Genomic DNA, 16,279 nt, shown 5'->3' on the forward strand with positions numbered 1-16,279 from the left:
GTGTCACCGGGGTAAAAAACTTGACGTGCTTTTCAGGTAATCAAAAAACCACCTGATGATATAACTGAACTGGGGAATGAGCTGAGACTGTTGCCAGTCCGGGCTTTTTGAAAAGCCGGTGAATGTATCAAGGAAGAAAAGAATGGCGGAAACAATCAGCACGCCACGCAACGCCCCGAAACAGACCCCCAACACCCTGTCGGTTCCCGACAAGCCGGTTTTCTCAACCAGCGAGCCGATCACATAGTTCACGATGGCACCCACAATCAGGGTGGCAACGAATAACACCGCAATTGCGATGCCGTTGCGAACCAGTTCGTCGTTAAAACCTGTAAACCAGACTGCCAGGTAGGCGTAGTAATGACTGGCGACAAAAAACGCGCATCCCCAGGTAACAAGAGATAAGGCTTCCCGGACAAACCCGCGAATCAGGCTGACCAGAGCCGAAAAACCAACTACCGCAATAATGACGTAATCAATCCAGATCATGAACGCTTCCAGTACAGTGCTTCGCACCCCTGCATCCAGTTCGGGGCGCATTCTAACAGAAAAAGAAAACGTTTGCGTAGCCTTTTCCCGTTCGCGGTGATGAAAAAGGGCGAGGAAAAATAATTCCATCGCCCGTTACTATCAGCAATATTTAAATAGCTGATTTTAAAGTTAATTAACTGCTTTAACCCGGCATTTACGCGCTATAAGCCACGCCTGTTACTGCTATCGGCGTGGCTTATCAGCCTGTCAGCGCACGCTATAAGGTTTCACCACGCCGCCCAGTCCGGAAACGCTCTGCAGCTCGCTCAGCGAACTTTGCAGCTTCGCTTTAGAGGCGTCAGGTCCGACGTAGATACGGGTGATTTGCCCCTGCACCGGCGATGACGGCACGGTAAAGGCGCGGTAGCCAGAGAGCCGCAGCTTCGCCACAATCTCGTCCACTTTCGCAGCGTTCTTCAGTGCGCCAAGCTGTACCACATACGCCTGCCCCGCTGGCGCGCTGGCTGGCTTCGACGTTTCTGCCGGCTTGCTCTGCTCCGCTGCTTTTGGCTGCTCTGCGGGTTTTTGCGTCTCCACCGGCTTCGGCTTCGGTTGCTCTGCCGGCTTCGGCCTGCTCTGCTCGGTGGTTTTAGGTTTCGTCTGCTCAGCCGGTTTCTGCTGGGTTCTGGGCTGCGTCTGCTGATGCACCGCCGGTGGCGTGACTACGCTCGGCTGGCTGTTCTGCACCGGCTGCGCGCTGCCGCTGACGGCCGGATTTTGCGTGGCCTGAGTGGTCGCTGACTGCTGCGCAGCACCGGCGCCTTCCGGCGGCTGCGACGGCAGCGGCTGCGTGACCGGCGGCACCATTTCGCTATCCTGCTGATCGTCAGGTTTTGGCACCAGCGGAATCGCTGCAAACTCTTCCTTATAATGCTTTTTCTTACCGTCCAGCAGGCCCGGCAGCACAATGACACCAATCGCCACCAGGATCACCGTGCCCACTAACCGATTTTGAAACTTACTCGCCACTGCCGTTCTCCGCTGCCATCGATTCCATAACCTGTGCTACGGTGTGAAATGATCCACACACCAGAATCACATCCTGCCGGCTGGCCTGCGCACGCGCCGCCCGCCACGCCGCATCAACGCTGGTATACGCCGTACCGCTCTCCAGATGCGCAAGCAGCTCCTCTGCCGATGCGCCACGCGGACCCGCCAGCGGCGCGCAGTACCAGTGCGTCACCTGCGGCGCCAGCGCAGCGAGCGTACCGGCAATATCTTTGTCGTGCAGCATACCCGCTACCGCATGAACCGTTCCGCCCGCGGGCAGCGCTGCCAGACGCGACGCCAGCCAGGCAGCCGCGTGCGGGTTGTGCGCGACGTCCAGAATCACCTGCGGCGCATGGCTTATGGTCTGGAAACGCCCTGCCAGTACCGCCTGCGGCAGATGCGCGCGGATAATGGCGTCAGGCACCTGCAGACCCGATGCGCGTAACGCAGCCAGCGCCGTGGCCGCATTCGGCAGCGGCACCTGCGGCAGCGGCAGATCGCGCAGCTCACCCTGCGCATCCTGCAGCATCCAGCTATCACTACCGCCCTGCCACTGCCAGTCGCGATTGACCTGATGCAGCACGGCACCGGTCTCTGCTGCCACCGCAGCGATGCTTGCCGGCATCTCCGCTTCGCCCACTACGGCAGGTTTACCGGCGCGGAAAATACCCGCTTTCTCCCGCCCGATACTCTCGCGGTCGGGGCCAAGCCAGTCCGTGTGATCGAGTGCGATACTGGTGATCACCGCCACATCACTGGCAACAATGTTGGTGGCATCAAGACGGCCACCCAGTCCGACTTCGAGGATCACCACGTCAAGATTCGCCTGGCGGAACAGATTAAGCGCAGAGAGCGTGCCAAATTCAAAATAGGTGAGCGAGGTATCACCACGCCCCGCCTCGATTTCAGCAAAGCTGGCGCTGTGCTGCGCCTCCGGCAGCTCCGCACCCTGCACGCGTACGCGCTCGGTGTAGCGCACCAGATGCGGCGAACTGTAGACGCCCGTACGGTAGCCTGCTGCCATCAGCAGCGTTTCCAGCGTGCGGCAGGTGGTGCCTTTGCCGTTGGTGCCGGCGACGGTAAAGATAAAGGGAGCGGGTTTCAGCAGGTCAAGCTGCGCGGCAACGCGCTGAATACGATCCAGACCCAGTTCAATCGCCTGTGAGTGAAGATGCTCAAGATAGTGAAGCCACGTGGCCAGCGGCGACGTGCCCTGAGGAGGCTGATGCGTGTTCATGAGTCCCGTCTGTTGCGTAGTACAGCTCATCGTTCAGCGCAGCGGCGGAAAGAGAGGCCTGCGCGCGGCTGATGGCTATCAACAGGCAGGAACCGGCACGGCTGCTCACTGAATAATGGGATGTACGGAATGAAAGTAAAAAGGCGCATCGCTGCGCCTTTCGGTTGCCTGTCAGGCGTCGTTGCTTTCTGGTTCCACCACCACCGGTGGCTCGCCATCCAGCTGCGGAGCCGGCAGGTTCATCATTTTTGCCAGCAGGCTGGCCAGCTTAAAGCGCATTTCCGGACGACGGATGATCATGTCGATCGCGCCTTTTTCAATCAGGAACTCACTGCGCTGGAAGCCCGGCGGCAGCTTTTCACGTACCGTCTGCTCAATCACGCGTGGACCGGCAAAACCGATCAGCGCTTTTGGCTCCGCCACGTTGAGATCGCCCAGCATCGCAAAGCTGGCAGAAACGCCACCCATGGTCGGGTCAGTCAGCACGGAGATATAAGGCAGACCGCGCTCCTGCATTTTCGCCAGGGCCGCACTGGTTTTTGCCATCTGCATCAGCGACTGCAGCGCTTCCTGCATACGTGCACCGCCGCTGGCCGAGAAGCAGATCAGCGGGCAGTTATCTTCCAGCGCCTGCTCTACGGCACGCACAAAGCGCGCGCCCACGACTGAGCCCATCGAGCCGCCCATAAAGGCAAACTCAAACGCCGCCGCCACAACCGGCATGCCGTGCAGCTGGCCTTTCATGACGATCAGCGCATCTTTTTCGCCGGTGTCTTTCTGGGCCGCTACCAGACGATCCTTATACTTTTTGGAGTCGCGGAACTTGAGCAGATCTTTTGGCTCCAGCTCGCTTCCCAGCTCAACCATCGACCCTTCATCCATCAGGCTATGCAGACGCTCGCGCGCGTGCATACGCATGTGGTGGTCGCACTTCGGGCAGACCTCAAGGTTGCGCTCCAGCTCGGCGCGGTAGAGCACCTGACCACAGCTGTCGCACTTGGTCCACACCCCTTCCGGGATGCTGGCTTTGCGCGTAGGCGTCGTGGTGCTTTTATTCAGTATGCGTTCAATCCAGCTCATTGATGACCTTTCTGTTTAATGCTGACCTGGTCCAGTCTTTTCGTTACTGCTGAAATCACCTTCAGCAGGCCGTAAATGTCGCTCATTAAACCACAACCTGTTCACGCTGTGGATAAAAATCTGGTGACGGGCTTACTGCGATTTCTGCTGACGCGCCTGACGGCGATGACGCCATACTTCAATCACGCCTGGCAGTATCGATACCACGATAATGCCGACAATCAGCAGCTTGAGGTTCTCCTGCACCACCGGCAGATCGCCAAACAGATAGCCAGCATAGGAGAACAGCAGTACCCACAACAGCGCGCCCGTAACGTTGAAGAGCGCAAAGTGGCGATAGGACATATGTCCCATACCCGCCACGAAGGGGGCAAAGGTTCGCACGATTGGCACAAAGCGCGCAAGTATAATGGTTTTACCGCCGTGGCGATCGTAGAACGCATGGGTTTTATCGAGATAGCTGCGGCGGAAGATTTTAGACTGCGGATTACTGAACAGCTTCTCACCAAACAGGCGGCCAATGGTGTAGTTCACCGCATCGCCGAGAATAGCAGCGATAACCAGCAGCGTGACCATCAGATGCACGTTTAAGTCGTTGCCCGGTAAGGCAGCAAGCGCGCCTGCCACAAACAGCAGCGAATCACCCGGCAGGAATGGCGTCACCACCAGACCGGTCTCGCAAAACAGGATCAGGAACAGGATGGCGTAGATCCAGATGCCATACTGCGCCACCAGTTCGGCCAGGTGCACATCAATGTGCAGAATAAAATCGACAACAAAATGGATAAACTCCATACCAGCTAACTCCCTGACACCCTACGGTTAAAAATTAATCTGCGAGGAACAGTGGTCCCGGCGCAGGCTGTGGTAACGCAAAATGGGACGGGTAATCCACCGCCACCAGGTATAACCCTTCCGCTTTCGCGGTTGCCGCTGCCAGCGTGCGATCTTTTGCCGCCAGCAGATCCGCTATCCAGCTCTCCGGCTGATTGCCATTGCCAACCTCTATCAGGCTGCCGACGATGTTACGCACCATATGGTGCACGAAGGCGTTCGCTTTGATATCGACAATGACAAATGCCCCCTGCCGTATGACGTTCAGATGGATCACGTTACGCCATGGCGTACGCGACTGGCACTGAACGGCACGAAACGAGGTGAAGTCATTTTCACCCAGCAGATGCTGACCGGCACGCTGCATTTTCTCTGCGTCCAGCGGATGGTAGTAGTGCGTCAGCCCGTTGCCGAGAATAGCCGGGCGCAGCCGCTGATTATAAATCACATAGCGGTAGCGTCGCGCGGTCGCGCTGAAGCGCGCGTGAAAGCTCTCCGGCACCGCTTTTACCCAGCGTACGGCGATATCTTCCGGCAGATTGGCATTGACGCCCAGCGTCCAGGCGCTGTCAGCGCGCCGGGAAGTGGTTTCAAAATGCACTACCTGACCGGTGCCGTGTACGCCTGCGTCTGTCCGCCCGGCGCAAAACACGCTGACGTCATGGTTCGCTACTTTCGCCAGCGCTTTCTCCAGCTTCTCCTGCACGCTGCGTACTTCATTTTGCCGCTGCCAGCCATAGTAGCGGCTGCCGTCATACTCAATGCCCAGCGCCAGCTTCAGGGTTGTCGCCTCCGCCTGCATCAGTAGAAATACTCCTGCACCAGCTTCTCCGCCGTTTTCACTGCCATCAGCGCGCCGCCAAAGCGTACGTTATCCGCCACCGACCAGAACTGCAGCAGCTCCGGAATGCCGTAGTCGTTGCGCAGGCTGCCAATGCTCAGCACTTCATTACCGGAGGCGTCGCCCACCTGCGTCGGGTAATCCCCCTCTTCGCTCAGGCTGATATCTTCCGCACGCGCCAGTTCATCACGTGCCTCTTCGGCAGAGAGCGGACGCAGATTTTCCAGATAAACGATTTGCGCATTACCGTAAAACACCGGCGCCTGCACGCTGCTCACGGCAATCGGCAGTCCCTCATCCTGCAGCACTTTACGCACCTGCTCCACGACGCGACGCTCGCTTGCCACGCTGCCGCTGCTGTCTGCCTGCTGCGGCAGCAGGTTAAATGCCAGCTGACGGCCAAAATAGTGTTCGTCAGGCGGAATGCCATTCAGCAGGCGCGCACTCTCGCCTGCCAGTCCATCCACGGCAGCTTTGCCCTGGCTGGATACTGACAGCAGGTTTGTTACCTGAATGCGGCTCAGCCCGGCGGTTTCAACCAGTGGCTTGATGGCGCATAACAGCTGGCTTACCAGTGCATCCGCCACGCTGATGATATTACGGTTGCGGTAGTCCGCCAGCACCTGCGGGTTCACATCCGGTACCACCAGCGGCACATCCGGCTCCAGCGCGAACAGATCGCTGCTGTCGATCACCAGGCATCCCTGGCTCGCCGCCTCTTCTGCGTAGCGGGCTGACGCCTCGCGACCGGCAGTGAAAAACGCCAGCTGCGCCTGGGTCCAGTCGAACTCAGCCGCATCCTGTACGCGCACCGAACGGCCGGCAAAACGCAGTGTTTCACCCGCGCTGTTTTCGCTTGCCAGCAGATGGATCTCACCAACCGGGAACTGGCGTTCCGCCAGCAGTTCCAGTACAGCGTTTCCTGTGGCGCCTGTTGCGCCCAGTAGCGCAATATTCCAGCCGTCAGACATGTTGGTTTACTCCAGACAATGACATAAAAACAGAAGGCGGTAATGATACCGCCTCATAATTCAGATTCGTTCCCGCTGTGCGCCGTGGCGCATCATTCCGGGAGGGAAGAGGGCTTTGGCAGCAGGCTGACGCGAAAGCCCAGCTGCTTCAGCATGCTGGCGCTGGCAGCGTTGTCGCAGATCACCTGCAGCGAAGACCACTCGCGGCGCTCCTCATACTGCCGGCGCAGCCGGTCAAACTCGCCCGGCTGGCCTGCGGCTTTACGCAGCGGCGCGTCGTCGCGGCGCACATCATACACCAGGTGTGCCAGACGTTTCAGCGTTGCCTGATCGAGTTCGCCGTGCAGCGTAATGCTGCTGAACTCCGGCTGGGGCAGCAGACTCTCCAGCGCCACCTGCTGCGGCTGACCGATAAAGGCGCTCCAGGCTTCAAAGACCTGCGTCGTACCACGCGCTTTGCCCTCCAGCGTGTAGCCCGCGATATGGGCGGTGGCGATATCCACGCGCGCCAGCAAATCGAGACTGAGGTCGGGTTCCGGCTCCCATACATCCAGTACCACGCGCAGATCGCCACGCATTTTCAGCACTTCCAGCAGCGCAGCGTTGTCAACCACCGGACCGCGGCAGGCGTTAATCAGAATGGTATCGGGCCGCAGCGCCATCAGCAGCGCCGCATCCGCCAGGTGCCAGCTTTTATAGCGCCCCTCTTTGTTGAGCGGCGTATGAAAAGTCAGGATATCCGCCTGTGCCACCAGCGTTTCCAGCGTATGAAACGGTCCGGTATCGCCACGATCGGCACGGGGCGGATCGCACAGCAGCGTTTTAACGCCCCAGGCTTCCAGTCGCGCCTGCAGACGGCTGCCGACGTTACCCACGCCCACGATGCCCACGGTGCGATCGCGCAGCGCAAAGCCGTCGCGTTCAGCCAGCAGCAGCAGCGCAGAGAAGACATATTCCACCACGGCGATAGCGTTGCAGCCTGGTGCGGCAGAGAAGCCGATGCCGGCTGCCTGTAGCGAGGCCTGATCCACGTGATCGGTGCCCGCGGTGGCAGTGCCGACAAATTTTACCGGCGTGTCCGCCAGCAGCGCCGCATTGACCGGGGTGACCGAGCGCACCATCAGCGCGCTGGCATCGCGCAGCTCCGCTTCAGGCAGCGGACGGCCCGGTACGGCAACCACCTCACCGGTGCGGCTGAAGAGTTCACGGGCATAGGGCATGTTTTCATCAACGAGAATTTTCACGGCGGTGGTCCTGTCTGCGGGAAATGAACGCCGGCTAGTGTGCCACAAAGGCGGCTGTTAGCCTAACCGGCTGCGATAGCGTTCCGGGGAGGTGCCCGCCTGCTGCTGAAACATAACAATCAGCGCCGAGGCGGAGCTATAGCCGAGTTCATGAGCGATAGCCTGCACGCTCTTGCCCTGCTCCAGCAGCGCAAGCGTGCGCAGAAAACGCAGCCGCTGCCGCCACTCGCTAAAGGACATTTTCAGCTGCTGCTGGCAGCGCCGCGCCAGCGTACGTTCTGTGGTAAACACGCGCTGCGCCCACTGCGCCAGCGTGGTGTTATCGCCGGGATTGGCCTCCAGCGCACGCAGTACCGGCGCAAGAAACTTATCATCTGAGGCGGGCAGATAGCTGGTATGCGCGGGTGCCTGGCGCAGGCGATCCAGCAGCACATCACACAGGCGCCACTCCGCCTCGCTCTGCGGCTGCGCCAGCGCGCGCTGCGCGAACTCATTCATAATCGCATGCGTTATCGCATCCGCCGTCAGCAGGCAGGCGCGCGTTGGCAGGCCGTGACACAGTTCGGCTGCCAGATTCAGGGTACGAAACTGTGCCTGACAGTGGTTATAGCTGCTGTGTCGCTGGCCGGGAGGGATCCATACCGGCATCTCAGCCGGGGCCAGCAGGCGCTCGCCTTCAATGTCCAGCTCCAGCACGTGGCGGGTAACAAAAATCGCCTGGCCCCACGCATGCTGATGCGGCAGATATTCGGTGCGCGCATGCGTCTGTTCGTAACGCATAAAAATGCGCGGCGCGTCAGCGGGCGGGCAATAGGCAACCTGAATAGTCATTCTGTCCGGTCATTAACAAATATTGTCCGATTTTAACTATCTGTTTTAAACCGGTCAAACGTATGCTGGCGGCACTTTTTTACGGAGCCTGTTATGAATCTGCTGTTCCCGCTCATTGCGGTGCTGATCTGGTCAGTCAACACCATCGTCAGCAAACTCTCGGCTGACGCTATCGATCCTGCTGCGATCTCTTTTTATCGCTGGCTGCTGGCGCTGCTGGTGCTGACCCCGTTCTGCCTGCCCGGCGTATGGCGGCACCGGCGCACAATAAAAAGTCACCTCGGTCAGCTGCTGCTGCTGGGGCTGCTTGGCATGGTGCTCTACCAGAGCCTTGCCTACTATGCGGCACACAGCGTGTCGGCGGTGATGATGGGCATACTCGGCGCCACCATTCCGCTGCTGACGATTCTGCTCAGCCTGCTGGTGCTGCGCCTGGCCCCCACGCGCGGTATTCTGCTGGGCGGTATTCTCTCGTTTATCGGTCTGGTCTGGCTGGTCAGCGGCGGCAACCCGGCTCAGCTGCTGGCGCAGCGTCCCGGTAATGGCGAAGTGATGATGCTGGCGGCCTCCACCTCTTATGCGCTCTATGGCGTGCTGACCAAACGCTGGGCGATCCCACTCCCCACCTGGCAAAGCCTCTATGTGCAGATTTTCTTCGGTGTTGTGCTGCTGCTGCCGGGCTTTCTGCTCGCGCCGGAGGTCGCGCTGACGCAGCAGAACCTGCCGCTGGTGCTGTTTGCCGGCCTGTTTGCCTCGATCGTGGCGCCCTTTTTGTGGATCCTTGGCGTGCAGCGGCTGGGTGCCAGCACCACCAGTATCTTTATGAACGTGGTGCCGGTATTTACAGCGCTTATTGCGGTGCTGTTTCTGCATGAGCAGCTGCACAGCTATCACTGGATTGGCGGCGGTATTACGCTTACCGGCGTGATCCTGGCGCAGCGGCTGAAGACGCCGCTGCGCCAGCCGGCCATCAGGGAAAGCTGACGGTGACCCGCAGTCCGCCCAGCTGCGGGCTGCGATCGAGACGCAGCCGCGCGCCGTGCCAGGCGCAGATATCTTTCACCAGCGCCAGCCCGATACCCGCACCAGGCTGCCCGCTGGGATCGAGACGTGCAAACGGCTCGAGCGCCTGCTGCTGCTGCGCAGCGTCTATACCGGGGCCGCTGTCTTCAATCTCCAGCTGATGCCCCTGCAGCCGTGCCGTTACCGTTCCCTGCGCCGGCGTATATTTAATCGCATTATCCAGCAGGTTGGCGCACAGTTCAGCCAGCAGCAGCGCGTCTCCCTGTACGCGACACGCCTCTTCGCCCTCGAAACCTAAATCAATCTGCTTGTGCCGCGCGGCGGTATAGCCGCTCAGGCACGCCTGCTGCACAATCTGACTGAGATCAACGCGGGTAAAGGGTTTATCTTCGCCGTGGCGCGCCTTGATCTGCGCCAGCTGCAGCAGCCGGTCAGTCAGCTCTACGGTATCGTTCAGCGTGTGGCGCATGCCCTGCAGGCTCTCACGCCACTGCTGCGGATCGTCACTGCTGAGCGCCACGCTGACCTGGGTTTTCAAAATGGTCAGCGGCGTACGCAGCTGGTGCGACACATCGGCGCTGAAGCGCTCCTGCCGCGCCAGCAGCCCGCGCAGCCGCTCCAGATGCCGGTTAAATGCCACAATCAGCGGCTGCAGTTCTGACCAGGGTACCAGCGACGGCAAGGGCGTCAGCTCTCCTGGCGCACGGCGCAGCATAATCCGCGACAGCCGGCGCAGCGGCCGCAGCACCCGGCGCAGCAACATCCCCGCCAGCAGCAGCGTGATCAGCACCAGGAAACTCTGGCTGATCAGCGCCGTACGCAGCAGGCTGTCGGCAAAGGCGTGCCGGGAGTTAAGCGTCTCCGCCACCAGTACCAGCGCCATGCCCTCTACCCCCTCTTCATTCACCGGCTGCCACAGCGCCGCCACCCGAATCGGCTGCCTGCGGTAATGCGCATCATAAAAATGCACCAGCGCCGGGTATGCATCAGAGAGCGGCGCGTTACGCGGCAGCAGCGGCAGATCGGGATAGCCGGAGAGCGTATTTCCCTGCGGGGAAATAACCTGATAGAAGAGCTGATCGTTCATATTGCGTTCAAAGCTGTCCAGCACCACCCAGGGCACATCCACTTCCAGATGGCGCTGGCGCACCGCCAGCCTTTCCGCCACGGTGCGCGCTGACGCCAGCAGTGAGCGGTCATAAGCCTGATTCGCTGCCTGCAGCGCGCTCTGATAATGGGTATAAACCGACAGCGCCCACAGCAGCAGCAGCGGTGCGCCCAGCCACAGCAGCAGTTCACCGCGCAGCGAGTGCATCAGCCGCACGGCTGCTGCTCCAGGCTGTAGCCGAGCCCGCGCAGCGTCACAATCGCCACATCGCTGCCGGAGAGCTTTTTACGCACCCGATGCACATAGAGCTCAATGCTCTCCGGACTGGCGTCGTCGGCCAGCGTAAACGTCTGCTCATAAAGATGCTGGCGCGATACCGGTCGTCCCGGCCGCTGCATCAGCGTGGAGAGCACGCTCGATTCGCGCGGCGTCAGCGACAGCGGCTTATGATTCAGCAGGAAATAGCCTTCGCTGTCGCGCTCCAGCTGTCCGAGCCGCTGGGTCTGCGCCGTCTGGCCGTGGCTGCGGCGCAGCAGCGCGCGCAGTCGCGCATCCAGCTCATCCAGCTCAAACGGCTTGGTCAGGTAGTCGTCGGCGCCGCCGTTTAAGCCCTGCACCCGCTGCGCCAGGGTACTTTGTGCCGTCAGCAGCAGCACCGGCACGTTCTGTCCGCGTTTGCGCAGCCGGGCCAGTACTGCCAGGCCATCCAGCCGTGGCAGTGACACATCCAGCACCACCAGCGCGTAGTCCTCACTTTGCAATATATGATCGGCGGCCAGCCCGTCCGCGACCCAGTCGACAGCAAACCCTTTTTGCGTGAGCGCCTTTTGCAGCCATGAGGCCAGTTCAGTGGTGTCTTCCACCAGTAAGAGACGCATATCACATCCTGTCATTTTTGCTGATAGCTGAAAGGTAAATGAAAGGTTACCGGTTTAACAATTCAGCAACCGAAAATGTTCGGTAGCAATCACAATCTGGAAGAATGACTGGAGCGAACCATGAAAAAAACAGGCTTTCTCATCCTCGCCACCTCCCTGCTGGCTTTTTCAGTGTCTTCGGCGCTGGCAGAGGCGCCAAAGCGCCCTGAGTGTATCGCCCCGGCTAAACCCGGCGGCGGTTTTGACCTCACCTGCAAGCTGATTCAGGTCTCCATGCAGGAGACCGGCCAGCTCACCTCACCCATGCGCGTGACCTACATGCCAGGCGGCGTAGGCGCGGTTGCCTATAACGCCATCATCGCGCAGCGCCCGGCCGAAGCGGGTACGCTGGTAGCCTTCTCCGGCGGGTCGCTGCTTAATCTGTCACAGGGCAAGTTTGGCCGCTATTCAGTCGACGACGTGAAGTGGCTGGCCGCCGTCGGCACGGATTACGGCATGGTGGCGGTACGTGCCGACGCGCCGTGGAAAACGCTGGGTGAGCTGATGGAGGCGATGAAAAACGATCCTAATAAAGTTGTGGTCGGCGCCGGGGCGTCTATCGGCAGCCAGGACTGGATGAAAACCGCCCTGCTGGCGCGCGAAGCCGGCATCGATCCGCGCAAAATGCGCTATGTCGCGTTTGAAGGCGGCGGCGAGCCGGTGACCGCGCTGCTTGGCAACCATATCCAGGTGGTATCCGGTGATATGAGTGAAATGGTGCCGCACCTGCAGGGCGGTAAAATGCGCGTGCTGGCGGTGATGAGCGACAAGCGCCTGCCGGGTGAGCTGGCCGATATCCCCACGGCTAAAGAGCAGGGGTATAACGTCGAATGGCCGGTGATTCGCGGCTATTACCTGGGTCCTAAAGTCAGCGATGCGGAGTACCAGTGGTGGGAAGATTCGTTTAAAAAACTGGTTACTACCAAAGAGTTCCAGCAGCAGCGCGACGCACGCGGTCTGTTTGAGTTCAACATGTTTGGCAGCGAGCTGGATGCTTATGTGAAAAAGCAGGTTGCTGACTATCGTGAGAAAGCGAAATCGTTCGGGCTGGCGAAATAGCGGAGGCGATAATGAGCGATCGTATTTTTGCCGTTGTCTGGCTGGCGCTCTGTATTGCCGGCCTGTTTATCGGCTGGCAGATCCAGAGTGAATATAGCTATGAGCCGGTCGGTCCGCGCCCTTTCCCGCTGCTGCTGCTCGGGCTGATGGCGATCTGCGCCGTCATGATGCTGCTGCGCAAGCCTGATGTCATACAGTGGCCCTCAGCCACCACGTTTAAAAAACTGATTGTCCTGTGCATTCTGCTGATGGCGTATGGCTGGCAGTTCGAACATCTGGGCTTTCCGCTCTGCACGACCCTGCTGACCTTTGGTATCGGCCTGCTGTTTGGTGCGCGCTGGTGGGCGGCGGCGATCTCTGGCGTGGTGATGGGCGTGGCGCTGTTTTACGCCTTCGACCGGCTGCTTGACGTAACGCTGCCGATGGGCAGCTGGCTGAGTTAACAGGAGTCAATAATGGATACCTGGTCTTTTCTGATGCAGGGCTTCGCCGTCGCTATGACGCCGGAGAACCTGATGATCGCCCTGATCGGCTGCTTTATCGGCACCATTGTCGGCTTACTGCCGGGGCTGGGCCCGATTAACGGCGTGGCGATCCTGATGCCGCTGGCGTTTGCTCTGCACCTGCCGGCTGAATCAGCGCTGATCCTGCTGGCTACTGTCTATATCGGCTGTGAATATGGCGGACGTATCTCTTCAATTCTGCTGAATGTGCCGGGTGACGCAGGTGCTATCATGACCGCACTGGATGGCTATCCGATGGCGCAGCAGGGTAAAGCGGGCGTAGCGCTCTCTATCTCCGCCGTCAGCTCGTTTGTTGGCTCCACCATCGCCATCATCGGCATCATTCTGTTTGCCCCGATTCTGGCGAACTGGTCGCTGGCATTTGGTCCGGCGGAATATTTTGCCCTGATGGTGTTTGCCATCGCCTGCCTCGGCAGCATGATGAGCCACAACCCGCTGAAATCGTTCCTGGCCGCCCTGATCGGTCTGAGCATGGCTACCGTGGGCGTCGATGCGAATACCGGTGTTTATCGTTTTACCTTCGACAGCATTCACCTTTCCGACGGCATTCAGTTTGTGGTGGTGGTGATTGGCCTGTTCTCGGTCAGTGAGATTCTGCTGATGCTGGAGTCTACCAGCGGCGGTCAGAAAGTCGTACGCGCCAGTGGCCGCATGATGTTCAATATGAAAGAAGCGGCCCAGGCAACCGGCGCCACGCTGCGCTCCTCCTTTCTGGGCTTTTTCGTTGGCGTGCTGCCGGGTGCGGGTGCCACTATCGCCAGCGCTATCGCCTATATGACGGAGAAGAAGATTAGCGGCAGTGACCAGTTCGGCAAGGGGGATATTCGCGGCGTGGCAGCACCGGAAGCAGCAAATAATGCCTCGGCGTGTGGATCATTTATTCCGATGCTGACGCTGGGCATTCCGGGTTCCGGTACCACGGCGGTGATGGTAGGCGCGCTGACGCTTTATAACATTACGCCGGGTCCGGCGATGTTTATCGAACAGCCTGACATTGTCTGGGGCCTGATTGCCGCACTGCTGATCGGCAACGTGATGCTGCTGATCATGAATATCCCGATGATCAATATCTTTGCCCGTATGCTGACCATCCCGCTCTGGTTCCTGGTACCTGCGATCGCCGCCATTTCCGCCGTCGGCGTGTATGCGGTGCACAGCACAACCTTCGACCTGCTGCTGATGGTGGGACTGGGCATCTTCGGCTATATCCTGCGCAAGATGGATTTCCCGATGTCGCCGCTGATCCTCGGCTTTGTGCTGGGGGAAATGCTGGAGCAGAACCTGCGCCGTGCGCTTTCAATCAGTAACGGCAACCTGCCTATTCTGTGGGAGAGTCTCATCTGCAAAGTGCTGCTGGTGCTGGCGGTCGCGGTCCTGGTGGTGCCATTCGTCTGGAAACGCTGGCGTCGCAGCCGCTTCAGAGCGGCAGAGGCGGAATAAATCCGCATCTTCTCGCTTTTCTGATACCAGCCCCCGTGGATTTCCCGGGGGCTTTTGCTATCATATGCCCCTCTTTTTCCGGCGCACCCGGATCTGACTCGTTTTTCAAGGATTCCGCCATGCAACCTCTCAGCGGTCCCGGTGTGCCCGCGGGCGATCGTTCTGCGCTTACCGGTGTTTCCGGCCCGGCCCGCCCCGGCGGTCCGGCTGGCGAACAGCCTCTCTCTCCGGCGCAGCGCACCACGCTGGAACGGCTCATTGTACGCATTATGTCTCTCAGCACCCTGAAAGCGCCTGAGCTGTGGGCGGGCGTACGCCATGAAGTGGGCGTGAAGAGCGATGCTGACTTTCAGTCGCGCCATTTTCCGGCTGCTGAACAGCACCTTAATCGTCGTCTGAGTCAGGTGCAGGACAGTCACGCCACGCGCCAGCTGCTCCAGCAGCTGCAGGATAAGCTGCCGCAGGGCAACAACCGTCAGGCGGTAAGCGACTTTATCCGCCAGCAGTTTAACCAGACGGTGCTGAGTGCGCTGAGCCAGGATCAGCTGCGGCAGGTGCTGACCATGCTGCAGAACGGCCAGATGGCGATCCCGCAGCCGCAGCAGAGCCGCAGTACCGATCGCACGCTGCTGCCGGCAGAGCAGCAGGCGCTGAACCAGCAGGTGACGCGGCTGGCGGCCACGACCGGCGAGTCGCCGGTAAAACTGCTGACCGACGCGCTGAAGCTGGTAAATCTTAAAAGCGGCGATCCGGTGCCGTCGCGGCACTTCCCGCTGCTGACGCAGTATCTGCAGGTGCGCCAGACGCTGGGGCAGCATAGCGCACCCACGCTGCAGCTGCTGGAAAGCTCGCTGAAGCAGCCGCTGAATCGTGATGAACAGCAGCTGCTGCAGGATTATAGCCAGCAGCGTTTTCAGGCGACGCCGCAAACCGTGCTGACCGCCGCGCAGTGTCAGGATCTGCTGAATCAGCTTTTCAGCCGCCGGGCTGAGCGCGGTGAAACGCTGCCGCTGACGGACAGCGTGCGCCAGCCACAACCTATCTGGGCACCGTTTACAGAGATCCTGCCGCGCCCGCTGGCGCAGCGCCCGGCGCTGTCGCTGATAATCGCAGTAGCGGTGGTGCTGTTTCTGCTCTGGCTGCTGGCCTGAGTCAGCAGCCGCACCCGGCCGCAGCGCTGTGCTGTGGCCACTCTCCCGCGTCGGTTCCCCACGTCAGCGGATGCCCGTCGCGCTTCCAGAAATCCAGCCCGCCAATAAGCTCCTTAACCTGAAACCCCAGTGCCGCCAGTTTCAGCGCCGCTTTGGTTGAGCCATTGCAGCCGATGCCATCACAGTAGGTGATATAGACCTTGCTGCGATCGAACGCCGCCGTGCTCTGCGCACTGATGGTACGGTGAGGAAACGAATGCGCGCCGCAGATATGTCCTGCAGCATAGTGTTCAGGGCTGCGGGCATCAAAAACAACAATGGCAGCCTCGCCGCGTGCCAGGTCTTCTGCCAGATCCCAGGCATCGGTGTAATAACTCAGCTTCTGCTGCAGATAGGCGTAACTCTCTTCCGCACTGGCGGCGGGATAGTGTAAGACAGCGGACATACTCTTCTCCTGTTGCGATGTGCACCCACTTTACGGCAAATTGGTCTCTGCAA

17 protein-coding genes are annotated in these 16,279 nt (G+C 59.9%); 5 read left to right on the forward strand and 12 right to left on the reverse strand.

The genetic code is table 11. The features are described 5' to 3' along the window. Window positions 1-3 precede the first annotated feature (3 nt). The 9 genes from cvpA to DBY66_RS08190 all read right to left on the reverse strand — a co-directional run bounded on the left by cvpA (window position 4) and on the right by DBY66_RS08190 (window position 8,559). Window positions 4-489, reverse strand: coding sequence for a colicin V production protein (gene cvpA, locus DBY66_RS08150; protein WP_039379104.1), 486 nt, complete (start codon window positions 487-489; stop codon window positions 4-6). A 249-nt stretch (window positions 490-738) separates the two neighbouring features. Further along, window positions 739-1,500 (reverse strand): cell division protein DedD, encoded by a 762-nt coding sequence (gene dedD, locus DBY66_RS08155; RefSeq protein WP_108569502.1) that lies wholly within the window; start codon window positions 1,498-1,500, stop codon window positions 739-741. Next, window positions 1,490-2,758 (reverse strand): bifunctional tetrahydrofolate synthase/dihydrofolate synthase, encoded by a 1,269-nt coding sequence (gene folC, locus DBY66_RS08160; RefSeq protein WP_039379108.1) that lies wholly within the window; start codon window positions 2,756-2,758, stop codon window positions 1,490-1,492. Before folC ends, dedD begins: the two co-directional genes overlap by 11 nt. A 171-nt stretch (window positions 2,759-2,929) precedes the next feature. Next, window positions 2,930-3,838 (reverse strand): acetyl-CoA carboxylase, carboxyltransferase subunit beta, encoded by a 909-nt coding sequence (gene accD / locus DBY66_RS08165; RefSeq protein ID WP_039379111.1) that lies wholly within the window; start codon window positions 3,836-3,838, stop codon window positions 2,930-2,932. A 132-nt stretch (window positions 3,839-3,970) separates the two neighbouring features. After that, complete coding sequence (locus DBY66_RS08170) at window positions 3,971-4,633, reverse strand: DedA family protein (RefSeq protein WP_039379114.1); 663 nt, start codon at window positions 4,631-4,633, stop codon at window positions 3,971-3,973. A gap of 34 nt (window positions 4,634-4,667) precedes the next feature. After that, complete coding sequence (truA, locus tag DBY66_RS08175; protein WP_108569501.1) at window positions 4,668-5,474, reverse strand: tRNA pseudouridine(38-40) synthase TruA; 807 nt, start codon at window positions 5,472-5,474, stop codon at window positions 4,668-4,670. Next, window positions 5,474-6,484 carry an aspartate-semialdehyde dehydrogenase gene (locus tag DBY66_RS08180; RefSeq protein ID WP_065648816.1) on the reverse strand — a complete coding sequence of 337 codons (1,011 nt, stop codon included), beginning with the start codon at window positions 6,482-6,484 and terminating at the stop codon, window positions 5,474-5,476. Before DBY66_RS08180 ends, truA begins: the two co-directional genes overlap by 1 nt. Before the next feature lie 92 nt (window positions 6,485-6,576). Continuing rightward, window positions 6,577-7,728, reverse strand: a complete 1,152-nt coding sequence (gene pdxB / locus DBY66_RS08185) for a 4-phosphoerythronate dehydrogenase PdxB (protein ID WP_108569500.1) — start codon at window positions 7,726-7,728, stop codon at window positions 6,577-6,579. 57 nt (window positions 7,729-7,785) lie between these two features. Then, window positions 7,786-8,559 (reverse strand): helix-turn-helix transcriptional regulator, encoded by a 774-nt coding sequence (locus DBY66_RS08190; RefSeq protein WP_104085237.1) that lies wholly within the window; start codon window positions 8,557-8,559, stop codon window positions 7,786-7,788. Window positions 8,560-8,652: 93 nt separating this feature from the next. Here DBY66_RS08190 and DBY66_RS08195 point away from each other — a divergent pair, with 93 nt between their 5' ends. Then, window positions 8,653-9,543, forward strand: a complete 891-nt coding sequence (locus DBY66_RS08195; protein ID WP_108569499.1) for a DMT family transporter — start codon at window positions 8,653-8,655, stop codon at window positions 9,541-9,543. On the opposite strand, the gene DBY66_RS08200 is transcribed toward DBY66_RS08195, so the two are convergent. Beyond that, window positions 9,530-10,906, reverse strand: a complete 1,377-nt coding sequence (locus tag DBY66_RS08200; RefSeq protein WP_108569498.1) for a sensor histidine kinase — start codon at window positions 10,904-10,906, stop codon at window positions 9,530-9,532. The two genes, DBY66_RS08195 and DBY66_RS08200, sit on opposite strands and share 14 nt — an antisense overlap. Further along, complete coding sequence (gene tctD / locus DBY66_RS08205; protein ID WP_104085240.1) at window positions 10,897-11,568, reverse strand: transcriptional regulator TctD; 672 nt, start codon at window positions 11,566-11,568, stop codon at window positions 10,897-10,899. Before tctD ends, DBY66_RS08200 begins: the two co-directional genes overlap by 10 nt. A 120-nt stretch (window positions 11,569-11,688) precedes the next feature. Here tctD and DBY66_RS08210 point away from each other — a divergent pair, with 120 nt between their 5' ends. The 4 genes from DBY66_RS08210 to flk all read left to right on the forward strand — a co-directional run bounded on the left by DBY66_RS08210 (window position 11,689) and on the right by flk (window position 15,781). Further along, on the forward strand, window positions 11,689-12,666 hold the full coding sequence (locus tag DBY66_RS08210; protein ID WP_108569497.1) for a tripartite tricarboxylate transporter substrate binding protein: 978 nt from the start codon (window positions 11,689-11,691) through the stop codon (window positions 12,664-12,666). Window positions 12,667-12,677: 11 nt separating this feature from the next. Next, window positions 12,678-13,109: a tripartite tricarboxylate transporter TctB family protein gene (locus DBY66_RS08215; protein WP_108569496.1), complete on the forward strand. Its 432-nt coding sequence runs from the start codon at window positions 12,678-12,680 to the stop codon at window positions 13,107-13,109. A 12-nt stretch (window positions 13,110-13,121) separates the two neighbouring features. Then, window positions 13,122-14,630: a tripartite tricarboxylate transporter permease gene (locus tag DBY66_RS08220; protein WP_108569495.1), complete on the forward strand. Its 1,509-nt coding sequence runs from the start codon at window positions 13,122-13,124 to the stop codon at window positions 14,628-14,630. Between the two features lie 119 nt (window positions 14,631-14,749). After that, on the forward strand, window positions 14,750-15,781 hold the full coding sequence (gene flk / locus DBY66_RS08225) for a flagella biosynthesis regulator Flk (protein WP_108569494.1): 1,032 nt from the start codon (window positions 14,750-14,752) through the stop codon (window positions 15,779-15,781). Window position 15,782: 1 nt separating this feature from the next. Here the strand turns inward: flk and DBY66_RS08230 are convergent, their stop codons facing one another. Beyond that, on the reverse strand, window positions 15,783-16,226 hold the full coding sequence (locus DBY66_RS08230) for a rhodanese-like domain-containing protein (protein ID WP_108569493.1): 444 nt from the start codon (window positions 16,224-16,226) through the stop codon (window positions 15,783-15,785). Window positions 16,227-16,279 lie beyond the last annotated feature (53 nt).

The organism is Pantoea sp. RIT413 (assembly GCF_003057675.2).
Taxonomy (GTDB): Bacteria; Pseudomonadota; Gammaproteobacteria; order Enterobacterales; family Enterobacteriaceae; genus Pantoea; species Pantoea eucrina.